We start from the raw sequence: 11,952 nt of genomic DNA on the forward strand, positions 1-11,952 counted from the left end.
GCATGCCGATTTTCCGCCTGGATGGTCCAGGCATTTTTATGTTACCGAGGGGCTTCATAACCTATGTCGAAAGAAGACAGCTTCGAAATGGAAGGTACTGTCGTCGACACCCTGCCTAACACCATGTTCCGCGTGGAGTTGGAAAATGGGCACGTCGTTACGGCGCATATTTCTGGAAAGATGCGCAAGAACTACATTCGTATCCTAACCGGAGACAAGGTGCGCGTGGAACTGACGCCCTACGATCTGAGTAAAGGTCGAATCACGTATCGCGCTCGTTGATACCTCCACAAAAAAGCCCGGCATATGCCGGGCTTTTTTGTGGGCGCAACCTCTTTATGCAGGCTCCGCCGTAGTTTCGTACTCAAAGGCTAACTCATCACCCTTGAGATCGATGTGAACCACCCCCCCATGTTCAGCCAACTCACCAAACAAGATCTCTTCAGCAAGCGGCCGCTTGATCTTATCCTGAATGAGACGCCCCATGGGCCGAGCTCCCATCTGAGGATCATAACCATTGGTAGCCAGCCAGCCGCGGGCAGCATCCGAGACCTCAAGCTGAACGCGTTTATCTTCCAGCTGAGCTTGCAACTCAGTGAGGAATTTATCCACGATGCTCTTGATGGTTTCGTGGCTAAGGCGACCAAACTGGATAATGGTATCCAGGCGGTTACGGAACTCAGGTGTAAAGCTCTTCTTGATAACTTCCATTGCGTCGGTTGAGTGATCCTGCAACGTGAAGCCGATCGAGGCACGAGAAGCGGTTTCAGCACCTGCGTTGGTCGTGAGAATCACAATAACGTTACGGAAATCAGCCTTACGGCCGTTGTTATCTGTCAACGTACCATGATCCATGACCTGCAGAAGCAGGTTAAAGACCTCAGGATGCGCCTTTTCGATCTCATCAAGCAGAAGTACACAATGCGGCGTCTTGGTAATAGCTTCAGTCAGCAGACCACCTTGGTCAAAGCCAACGTAGCCAGGAGGCGCACCGATCAAACGCGAAACAGTATGACGCTCCATATACTCCGACATATCGAAGCGGATCAATTCGATCCCTAACGCTTTAGCTAGCTGTCTTGCCACCTCTGTCTTACCAACACCGGTAGGACCGGCAAACAGGAAGGAGCCGACCGGCTTGTCGGGCGATTTAAGACCAGCTCGCGAGAGCTTGATAGCAGTCGACAGCGAGTCGATTGCCATGTCCTGACCAAATACCGTCAATTTCAGATCGCGCTCCAGATTACGCAGAAGCTCCTTGTCCGACGTATTGACCGTCTTTGGAGGAATTCGAGCAATCTTGGCAACGATGTCCTCAACTTGTGCGACTTCGATACGCTGCACACGCTTCGATTCAGGCTGTAATCGCTGGAAAGCACCCGCCTCATCAATGACATCGATAGCCTTGTCCGGCATATGTCGATCATTAATATAACGCGCAGCCAAATCGGCGGCGGCACGCAGTGCCTCATCACTGTACTCAATACCATGATGTTGCTCAAAGCGAGCTTTCAGGCCTCGCAAGATACCAAAGGTATCTTCAACGGAAGGCTCAACCACATCAACTTTCTGGAACCGGCGCGCCAAGGCACGATCTTTCTCGAAAATACCGCGGAATTCCTGGAAGGTTGTTGAGCCGATGCAGCGGATTTCACCCGATGACAACAATGGCTTGAGCAGGTTGGAAGCATCCATTACACCACCAGATGCGGCACCCGCACCGATGATTGTGTGGATCTCGTCAATAAACAACACAGCATGGGGGCGCTTACGCAACTCGTGTAGCAACCCCTTGAAGCGCTTCTCAAAATCGCCGCGGTACTTGGTACCAGCCAGCAGCGCACCCAAGTCAAGTGAATAAACGACACTATCAGCCAGCAGATCCGGCACCTGCCCATCAACGATGCGCTTAGCCAAACCTTCAGCAATCGCCGTTTTGCCTACCCCGGCCTCACCCACCAGCAAAGGGTTGTTCTTGCGGCGGCGAGCCAGAATCTGGGCGACACGCTCTACTTCGTTCTCACGACCGACAAGAGGATCGATACGACCCTGACGAGCCAACTCGTTCAGATTACTTGCATAAGCCTCCAGAGGATGGTTGCTGGCGGTTGTTTCTCCGCCCTCCTCGTCAGGCTGATCCTGCTCTTGGTCTCTCTCATTGGTGCCAGGCACCTTGGAGATCCCATGAGCGATAAAATTGACAACATCAATACGCGCTACGCTCTGTTGCTTGAGCAAAAAGACCGCCTGGCTTTCCTGCTCTGAAAAAATCGCAACAAGGACGTTCGCTCCGGTTACCTCTCGCTTGCCGGAACTTTGCACATGGAAAACAGCACGCTGCAGGACACGCTGGAAACCAAGCGTAGGCTGGGTTTCACGCTCTTCATCTTGCTGCGGGATGAGCGGAGTCGTCGAGTCGATAAACTCGTGCAGATCCCGCCGCAACTTATCCATGTTCGCACCACATGCACGAAGCACTGTTGCAGCCGCTTCGTTATCCAGCAACGCGAGGAGGAGGTGTTCGACAGTCATGAATTCATGACGCTTCGTTCTTGCCTCCTTGAAGGCAAGATTGAGGGTGACTTCGAGCTCACGATTCAACATAGCTTCACCTCATAGCCAGGCACAGATCAACTTTCTATTTCAATCTCACAAAGGAGCGGATGCTGGCTCTCCCTAGCATATTGATTCACTTGCATGGCCTTGGTTTCAGCAATGTCGCGAGTAAAGACTCCACACACGGCCTTACCTTGGGTGTGAACGACCAACATTATCTGTGTGGCCTTTTCACGATTCATGCTAAAGAACTTCTCAAGCACCTCAACAACAAACTCCATCGGGGTGTAGTCGTCGTTGAACATAAGTACCTTATACAACGACGGAGCCTTCAATGCAGGTTTTGCTTCCTGGACAGCCAGGCCTGCACCGTCATCCTCGTGATGTGAAGGGCCTTGTTCTGATGTTAGTCGAATATGGCTGATTGGATGCATGCTCAAGAAATTTTTTCTAGTGAATGGATTAGAAGGTCCGCAAAGACCTTGATCTACTTCTCAGGCGAATATCGCATCGCCTTGACTAACCCTAAAAGGGTGTTAAAACCTTTGGATACCCATAAGGGTACCAGGGGTTCCGTGTTTTAGTGCGTTCAAGACTATCTGAACGGGACTGTAGTGGGATAATACTCCACCTGTGGAGTCCTTTGCAGAGGGATGCCAGCATGCTCAGCGGCAAAGTCAAGTGGTTCAACAATGCCAAGGGATACGGCTTCATAGTAGCGGAAGGAAGCGACGAAGACCTATTCGCTCATTATTCAGCAATCCAGATGGACGGCTATCGAACACTGAAAGCTGGCCAGGCCGTGAATTTTGAAATCATTCAAGGCCCCAAGGGCTTGCATGCCGTTAACATCCGCGCTGCGGAAGTAGCTGCACCAGCAAGAACTGAACGAATCAGCGAGCCTGCCAATGCAAGGATGACCTCCGAGGTGTGACGCCAGGATTCGTAGTTATGCCTGAGCGGCTTTATCGCTCAGGCATAGAATCTTGTTTACCTTGCCGATCACTATGACCTAAATCCCTATCCGGATTAATAAGGTCGCGAACACGTTGTTTCAAGACCTTGGCCTCAGGAAAACCTCCATCCCGTTTTCTTTCCCATATGAGAGCCCCATCACAAGCAATCTGAAAAGTACCACCTGTCGACGGCTCAAGGCTGACCCGGCCCAGTTCAGTGGTAAAGGTACTTAACAGCTCCTGCGCCATCCAGGCCGCCCGCAGTAGCCACTGGCATTGTGTGCAATAGGTAATAACCACCTCTGGCTTTTGCTCAGTCATCCCATTCTCCTCTTTTGAGCTGCTTATAATAAGCTTCCCGTCTCTCGCCTGCCTGTGGCTTGCTCATGCGATACCTATTTCTTTGCTTACTACTGTTACTGCCAAGCCTTTCATGGAGTGACCAAGTTCACCCTAAAATAGGGCTGGTATTATCCGGGGGCGCAGCGCGCGGACTCGCTCATATCGGCGTATTGAAAGCTTTGGAAGAACAAGGCATTCATGTCGATGCTATCGCTGGAACCAGCATGGGCGCAGTCATTGGCGGTTTGTATGCAGCTGGCTATAAAGTTGATGAAATCGAGCACATTGCCAAAGAAATGGACTGGCAGCAGGTACTTTCGGATCAACCTCCCCGTAAGGACGTTCCGTTTCGACGAAAGCAGGATGACAGAGACTTTCTCATCAAGCAGCAACTCAGCTTTCGAGACGATGGAACGCTGGGCCTTCCGATTGGTGTCATTCAAGGCCAGAACCTTTCCATGCTACTGGAAAGTCTGCTGGTCCACACGAGCGAAACGCGAAACTTCGATAAATTGGCTATTCCCTTTCGTGCCGTTGCCACTGATATCGTGACAGGCGAAAAAGTTGTGTTCAGCAAGGGACATTTGCCCCGGGCTATTCGAGCCAGCATGTCAATTCCAGCCGTATTTGCACCGGTTGATGTAGACGGACGCTTGCTAGTCGATGGCGGCATGGTTGATAACATCCCTATCGATGTCGCTCGCAGCATGGGCGTTGATAAGGTTATTGCTGTTGATATCGGCACTCCACTGCTGAAACGCAAGGAGCTCACTACCGTTGTAGACGTGCTCAACCAGTCCACTACCCTGATGACACGCAACAACTCCGAAGCTCAGCTGGCAACACTCACATCCAAAGATATTTTGGTTGAACCACCGCTGGCTGCGTACACCAGCGCTGACTTTGGTAGCGTCAATGAATTAATTGACGCTGGCTATCGCGCCACTCAGGCATTGTCTTCTCGCCTGGCCAGTCTGAGGCGCCCGCCGGTGGACGATACGGACATTGCATTGTCCATTGCACGCCAGCCGGGGCAGCGAAACCCGATCATTACAGAGGTACGGATCGAAAACGACTCCAAGGTAAGCGACAGTGTTATCCGGCATTACGTACGTCAGTCATTAGGCGAACCGCTTGATCTAGAAAAGTTAAAAGACGATATGGGCACCATTTATGGGCTCGACTACTTTGATCAGGTGGAATACCGCATCGTCCGACAAAAGAAGAAAGGCGAAGACGATAACGCCCTTGTAATTCATGCGCTCGGAAAACGCAGCGGCACTGATTTTCTGCGGCTAGGCTTGAACCTTTCAGACGACATGGAGGGCGACAGCGCTTTTAATATAGGCGCCAGCTATCGGATAAACGGCATCAATAAATTAGGCGCCGAATGGCTGACCCGCCTTCAGGTTGGCGACAAACAAGAACTTTACACAGAGTTCTATCAGCCGCTGGATGTAGGCTCACGATATTTCTTTGCGCCCTATCTGAGTGCGGACGCACAAAACATCGAAGCCGTCCAGGATAATGATCCTATAGCTGAATATCGTCGTGAGCGGTATGGGTACGGATTTAATGTGGGGAGACAGATTAACAACAATGGCGAGATCCGCTTTGGCATCGGTCAGCGCTGGGGTAAAACGAAGGTCCATATCGGTAATTCGAATCTCCCGACCGATACATTTAGCGAAGGCTTCTATGAGCTGAAATACTCATTCGATACCATGGATAATGTGGACTTTCCCAATGAGGGAGAAGATATTTCTGTAACCCTTCGCCAATTTGATACCAGCCTTGGCTCGGATGAGCGTTACCAGCAGATGGAGTTCAAATTAGACAAGGCGTTGACGTTTGGCCAGGACACTGTAGTTCTAGGTGGTTATTACGGCCGAACGTTCAACGATATTGACACGGTAACCAGCAGCTATCTCTTGGGCGGCGCAAGGCAACTTTCCGGTTATCGACAGGATGCCCTGTCTGGCCAGAATTACACGCTGGGGCGGCTGATCTATTATCGTCGGATGACAGAGCGCTCACTCCTACCGCTCGACTTCCCTGTTTATCTCGGAGGAAGTCTTGAGCAAGGGCGTATCTGGAACAATGGAAATAACTATGACAGCGGCTCAATCACCGCAGGTAGTATTTTCCTGGGATTTGATACTCCACTGGGACCGCTTAACTTTAGCTATGGATTAAATGATGACGGCCAACGAGCGGTTTACCTGAATCTCGGAAATAACTTCTAAGGCTCAAATTAGACGTTTACAGCGCGCATCAAGCAATGCGCGCCAGTAGTACCTCTGCCTCATGGCGCTGTGCATCGTTTCCTTCATTGAGGATCCGCTGAAGAATAGCGCTGGCTGCCCGCATATCGCCTTGGGCCATGCAGGATTTCGCCTGTTGCAACAGAGGGCTGGCCGGATAATCGCTCAGCTCATTGTCTGCCACCGAGGCGCTCGGCACATGGCTGGCGAAATGCTCGTCCAGCGTCATGTCCAGCTCATCCACTGATGGCAACTCTCCTAACGTATAAGGAAAATCATCGTCCAGCGACTCAGCAGGCTTGGCTTTTTCATGTCCCTGCTCAGCGTCTAGCAGCTCTGTAAGGGCAATAGCGTCATCAAAACTGAGGTCCTGTAAATCCAGATCGAAATTTTCGATATCGGCTTGAGTGGGCTTCATTTCGTCAGCTTTCAAGTCAAGCTGAGGTTTCCACTCCTCTTCCAGATCGTCGGGCAGATCAAGAGAAACCTCCAGAGGTTCCTCCTCAGCTTTGACGCTCTGCTCCTCAGCCGATTCCTCGATCATGCCTGGAAGGAGTGCCTTTAGCTGATCGATTGCCTGCGTATCGCCACCCAATTCACGAACGGCCGCCTCTTGAACGGCGAACAGCTTTCTCTCACCTAAAGCAGCCAGCACCTGGAGCAGCATCATGTGCAGATCCAGGCGGCCAGGCTGCTCGGCGATGCCTTCCTCAAGCACCTCACGAGCCTGGTTATAACGTCCATAAGCCAGGTAAATTTCGGCACGTCCCAGAAATTCATCGTCAGCCTTGGGCGTGGCATGCTGGGGTGAAACAGGTATCTGAGGCTCAGCATCATGCGATTCCACATGGCTAGCTATAACCGCTGGCTCGACAAGCGGCACAAGAGCATGACCGTCATGATCGGGCTCGTCCCCTTCAGGTACACCAGTCACTACAGCAACTGCCGATTCCTCCCGTGTACGTCGACGACGTAACGCAATGACGGCCGCTGCCAGCAAGGCGGCTACAGGAACCAGCCATAAATAATAGGATGACCAGTCTTTTTCCTGCTCTGCGTCGACTTGCACCGGTGACGGTGCGACAAGAGGGCTTAGGGTCTGCGAAGCGCTCTGTTCAGGCAGCGTAGTTGGAGCAGACGGAGCAATGGTGGGTGCCTGTGAAGGATCTTCAGACGGCGCCCGGGCTACCTCTATATCACTGTCGGAAAGAGTTGACGGGGGCGGCGCCAAAGACGGATCCGCTGGCGAGGGTATATCGCTTGTTTTTTCAGAGGTACGCAGCTGAGCAACCTCCTGCTGCAACGCTGCGATCTGGTTATCCTTATCCCTTACGGTTTCATCCAGACGAGCCTGGAGTTGCTCCAATTGAGTTTGCAGCTGAGCCATACGAAGCAGAAGCTGATCCTGCTGAGCAACCGCCGTAGGTACTGTCTGCTCCACTCCAGCTTGTACCGGGGCAGTGTTCGTGGGCGACTCTGACGGTAAGGACTGTTCACGAGGAGGATTTTGCGCCGGAGCAGCAATCGATGCGCCGTTTGTTTCAGTCCCTGCTACAGGAGTAGAAAAGTCGGCAGGAAGACGTAACGTTTGCCCTACCCTGAGCCGGTGCATGTCGCCCGCGGCAAATGCATCGGTATTCAGCGAATACAAGTCCCCCATCATTTGCTGAACAGAACCTTTACCCGCCTGGCGAACCAGCTTCTGTGCAATCTGCCAGAGCGTATCGTTTGCGCGTGTCGTGTAGGTAGCAGCACCTGCCTGAAGGCCTGGTCTCGGTGTAGGCGCAGGAGGCGTAGACGGCCGCGAAGCACGGGGTGCAGCAGGACGTGATACCTCTACCTGTGCATAGCTGTTGCTCCGGCTCACCGCAGGGCTTGCAGGCACCTGATAGCCGGGCGGATCTATCAGCACAGTGAACTCACGCAACTGACGCCCGCCGGGCAGCTCAAGACCAACCAGAAAACTCAGGTACGGCTCGTTAACCGGGCGGGTCGATGTGACGCGAATATAACTCCTGCTGCCCGACTCAATCACTGGCGTGAAGTGCATGTCGCTCATGAACTGAGTACGATCGAGGCCAGAACGCGCAAACTCGTCATTAGACGCAAGGCCGATGTGAAAATCGCCGGCCTCAAGCTCACCGACATCCACCAGCTCGATGCGCGCGCTAAGAGGCTGATAGAGGGAAGACTGAAGCGTGATGTTGCCCAGCCCGACCGCAAAGGCAGAGTTACTGCCAACGCCCAGCACCAGGCCGGATACCATTATGAGAGTTCGAAAACGATTAACGTTTTTCGTGGCCATTCAGCGCCCTAACTGCAAATAAAAAAATTACCGCCCTGACAACGGCAACGGCTGCGCTCGTAGAAAATTTAGAAAATCGACTAGCGAGCGCCATTCAAAAAAAGTAGCACTGAAAGTATAGAGGGACAAACCGATGCGACGCGGCCCTCAGCGGAGCCGCGAAGATTCCGATTACTGGCCTCGTTTTTCGAGGTTGGCCAGTACTTTCTGATGGACTTGCTGGCAAATATCAATCGCGGAGTCATCAATACCCGCCAGCAACTCTTCACGCAGCTCATCCGCAATGGCTTGGATCTTTTCAATAAGCGGGCCAGCGGCAGCTGTCAGCATGATGCGCTTGGCTCGACGATCTTCACTCACCGCCACTCGGCGCACCAGTTTCTGAGCTTCAAGTCCGTCCAAAAGACGAGCCAATGTTGGCCCCTCTACACTGACACTTTGGGCCAGCTCTCGTTGAGTAGGATGCTGATCCTTCATGCGTGCAAGGGTCAGCAAGACCTGCCAGCGCGCCTGGGATAAACCCAAATGGCTCAGACGGCGATCAAGCTCTGCTCGCCAGGCACGCGAAACATGGAAAAGCTGGCGACCAAAGAGATGGGGATCGTTTTGCGGCATGGACCAATGACCTTATCGTTTTGACGGTTATTATTGTTTAGCTATTAAACAGCCTACAATCTAGTTTTGGTAGTGAGTTTATCCCCGCAATCAGTACATTTGGCAGCTTATCTCTCTTCACTCTGCAAGCTCTGCAGCCAGTGCAGCCCTTATGCAATACAAAACGCCGACAGGCACTTGGTCAGCGAATCGATCCGCCAGCGCTGCTGCTGGAGGCAAGTCGCCCTCTTCCTCCAGAAACGCATCCTGGATTTCGCCTACAAGATCATCGGGCAGCTCAAGCGCCTGCTCCAGTGAAAGCTGCTGTCGTGCAATAGCCTCCGCCAGAATGCTGTACACATTTTTCTCAGAGCAGGAAAGCTGCCGTGAGATTTGCGGAGGCGTCATACCCGCACGGACCAGGGTAATGACCTCATGACGAACATCGGCAACAAGCTCCGGTGCTGATGGAGCGTCTGTCAGCACATCAAGAAAAGCCTGGCCATACCGTTCAAGCTTACGCGCACCTACGCCACTGATACGCCCCATATCGTGCAAGGTTCGTGGCTGCCCCCGCAACATTTCCAACAAGGTTGCATCAGGGAAAATGACATAAGGAGGCACTCCATGCTCTTCTGCCAGTTTCCGACGCAGCGTACGCAGGGCCTCCCACTGCTGACGCTCTTCAGAGCGTACCAATTGGCTGGCTGCGCTGGGGCCGGAATTGTTACCGCGTGTACGCTGCGGCTTGGGATCACGGCGTAGCTCGAGCGTCGTTTCCCCACGCAGAAGCGGACGGCATGCCTCCGTCAGACGGAGACCACCAAAGCCGTCTACATCCACGTCAGCGAAACCACGTGCTACCAGCTGACGAAAGAGGGTTCGCCATTCATCTTCAGCCAGCGATTTACCAAGGCCAAAAACAGCCAGACGCTCATGCCCTAGACTTTTGATCTTGTCATTTTCCCGCCCCAGCAGGATATCGACCAGATGGCCTACGCCATACCGCTGACCGCTTCTATAGATGGCTGACAATGCCTGCCGAGCCGGCTGGGTGGCATCCCAGGTTTCGACACCGTCTACGCAGTTATCACAATGCCCACAGGGCTCAGGCAATGTTTCATCGAAATAGGCCAGCAGTACCTGCCGGCGGCAGCGTGTCTCTTCGCACAATGCCAGCATGGCTTCGAGTTTGTTGCGCTCTACGCGCTTATGACGCTCATCCCCTTCGGAGCTTTGCATCATCTGGCGAAGCAGCAGGACATCCTGCAATCCATAAGCCATCCAGGCATCAGAGGGCAAACCATCCCGCCCTGCTCGTCCAGTCTCCTGGTAATACGCCTCCAGACTCTTGGGCAGATCCAGGTGCGCGACAAAGCGGACGTTCGGCTTGTCGATGCCCATGCCAAAGGCAATAGTCGCGACCATGATGAGCCCTTCCTCGTTGAGGAAACGTTTCTGGTTAAACGCACGCAGCTCGTTGGAAAGCCCTGCATGGTAAGGCAAGGCGGGAAAACCCTGCGCGGAAAGGTACTCGGCTACCTCCTCGACCTTTTTACGCGACATGCAGTAAACAATGCCCGCATCACCCCGATGCTGCGTCAGAAACGATAACAGCTGCTTGCGAGGCTGCTCCTTGGGAACAATACGGTAGAAAATGTTGGGTCGGTCAAAACTGGATAGAAACTGCTCGGCATTCTGCAGATGCAGTCGCTGAATCATTTCATCCCGGGTCCGCATGTCTGCCGTAGCGGTCAAGGCAATGCGTGGCACATCGGGAAACTGCTCTGCCAATTGGCCAAGCTGCAGATACTCTGGCCTAAAATCGTGCCCCCACTGGGAAACGCAGTGCGCCTCGTCGATGGCGAACAGTGCAATGTTGCCGAGTCGCTGCAGGAAATTCAGCATGCGCGGCTGCACCAAACGCTCCGGCGCCAGGTACAAGAGCTTGATCTCGCCGCGCTCAAGCCGTGCAGCAATGTCGCGCTGTGCCTCGGGCGAAAGCGTCGAATTGAGCGCGACCGCCGGCACGCCTAGTTCATCCAGCGTCGCAACCTGATCATCCATCAAGGCGATCAGTGGCGAGACGACAACGGTCAGCCCCTCACGCAACAAGGCGGGTACCTGATAACACAGGGATTTGCCGCCACCTGTAGGCATGAGCACTAGCGCATCTCCGCCGTTGGCAACGCGCTCGATGATCCGGGCCTGATTGCCACGGAACGCGTCATAACCAAAGACGTCTTTAAGAATACGCAAAGCTTGATCGAACATGCTGCCTCCATTTGATGGCGCGCATTATACGGGCACTGACAAGAAACGCCCGGTTATCCGTCACTCAGTGCCCAAGGCTGTAACAAAGCCCTGATAGAAGGGCCAGATTGGCTAGATTAATGACGTGCCTTTTGCCGCGGCGCACCGGCTCGTCTACAATCGGCTTCGTTGAGGCAGTTGCAGAACGTGACACCATGCACGTCGTCCGTGTGGCTTTCCCGAGTTCAGCCTATGAACAATATGGAACCCAATAGGCGATTTGCGGGAACATCATCGTAACGCGACTGCCTTTATCGTATATCCAGCCCGTTTTCCGAGGTAAGTAACCGATGTCCTTCGCTGAACAACTGTCCCGTCTCCGTGAGTTTCTTGATGCGGACGACCTGCATGAGGAAGCGCTCGACTATATCGCAGCGCACGGTTATCTAACCGCTCTGGCCATTTGCCCGGAAGACGTACCCGAGCGTGAATGGATCGATGCCCTTTTCGCCGAGCCGCCGCATTACACCAGCGATGCACAGCGCGAAGAAATCGAATCCACGCTTGTCCAGCTCAAGGCGCATATCCTGCGCATACTGGGCAGCGATGAGGAGCTTGAGCTTCCATGCGACTTGGAGCTAGGCGACGATCCAGATGACTCCGACCTGCGCGGCTGGTGTAT

10 protein-coding genes are annotated in these 11,952 nt (G+C 53.3%); 4 read left to right on the plus strand and 6 right to left on the minus strand.

The window, feature by feature from the left end; genetic code table 11:
- The first annotated feature begins 63 nt into the window (after positions 1-63).
- Positions 64-282 carry a translation initiation factor IF-1 gene (infA, locus tag PLU01S_RS22850; RefSeq protein ID WP_002553999.1) on the plus strand — a complete coding sequence of 73 codons (219 nt, stop codon included), beginning with the start codon at positions 64-66 and terminating at the stop codon, positions 280-282.
- A 54-nt stretch (positions 283-336) separates the two neighbouring features.
- On the opposite strand, the gene clpA is transcribed toward infA, so the two are convergent.
- Positions 337-2,604, minus strand: a complete 2,268-nt coding sequence (clpA, locus tag PLU01S_RS22855; protein WP_074824332.1) for an ATP-dependent Clp protease ATP-binding subunit ClpA — start codon at positions 2,602-2,604, stop codon at positions 337-339.
- A 26-nt stretch (positions 2,605-2,630) separates the two neighbouring features.
- Entirely contained in the window at positions 2,631-2,990 is a 360-nt protein-coding gene (gene clpS / locus PLU01S_RS22860) for an ATP-dependent Clp protease adapter ClpS (RefSeq protein ID WP_026004116.1), read from the minus strand.
- A gap of 227 nt (positions 2,991-3,217) precedes the next feature.
- On the opposite strand from clpS, the gene cspD reads away from it, so the two are divergent.
- The gene (gene cspD / locus PLU01S_RS22865; RefSeq protein ID WP_010794662.1) at positions 3,218-3,490 is read left to right on the plus strand and encodes a cold shock domain-containing protein CspD; all 273 of its coding nucleotides are present in this window, start codon (positions 3,218-3,220) and stop codon (positions 3,488-3,490) included.
- Positions 3,491-3,521: 31 nt separating this feature from the next.
- Here the strand turns inward: cspD and PLU01S_RS22870 are convergent, their stop codons facing one another.
- The gene (locus PLU01S_RS22870) at positions 3,522-3,833 is read right to left on the minus strand and encodes an Rdx family protein (RefSeq protein ID WP_074824330.1); all 312 of its coding nucleotides are present in this window, start codon (positions 3,831-3,833) and stop codon (positions 3,522-3,524) included.
- 65 nt (positions 3,834-3,898) lie between these two features.
- On the opposite strand from PLU01S_RS22870, the gene PLU01S_RS22875 reads away from it, so the two are divergent.
- Positions 3,899-6,100, plus strand: a complete 2,202-nt coding sequence (locus tag PLU01S_RS22875; protein WP_074824327.1) for a patatin-like phospholipase family protein — start codon at positions 3,899-3,901, stop codon at positions 6,098-6,100.
- A 28-nt stretch (positions 6,101-6,128) separates the two neighbouring features.
- Here PLU01S_RS22875 and PLU01S_RS22880 read toward each other — a convergent pair whose 3' ends face one another.
- From PLU01S_RS22880 to recQ, 3 genes are all read right to left on the minus strand, one after another.
- Entirely contained in the window at positions 6,129-8,423 is a 2,295-nt protein-coding gene (locus tag PLU01S_RS22880) for a type IV pilus assembly protein FimV (RefSeq protein WP_083397856.1), read from the minus strand.
- A gap of 171 nt (positions 8,424-8,594) precedes the next feature.
- Entirely contained in the window at positions 8,595-9,038 is a 444-nt protein-coding gene (locus tag PLU01S_RS22885) for a MarR family transcriptional regulator (RefSeq protein WP_010794666.1), read from the minus strand.
- Between the two features lie 117 nt (positions 9,039-9,155).
- Positions 9,156-11,291, minus strand: a complete 2,136-nt coding sequence (recQ, locus tag PLU01S_RS22890) for a DNA helicase RecQ (protein ID WP_074824322.1) — start codon at positions 11,289-11,291, stop codon at positions 9,156-9,158.
- A gap of 329 nt (positions 11,292-11,620) precedes the next feature.
- Here recQ and PLU01S_RS22895 point away from each other — a divergent pair.
- Positions 11,621-11,952, plus strand: a 332-nt coding sequence (locus PLU01S_RS22895; protein WP_139803989.1) for a UPF0149 family protein, incomplete at its 3' end; no start/stop codon positions are given.

It is taken from the genome of Pseudomonas luteola NBRC 103146, from assembly GCF_002091675.1.
Taxonomy (GTDB): domain Bacteria; phylum Pseudomonadota; class Gammaproteobacteria; order Pseudomonadales; family Pseudomonadaceae; genus Chryseomonas; species Chryseomonas luteola.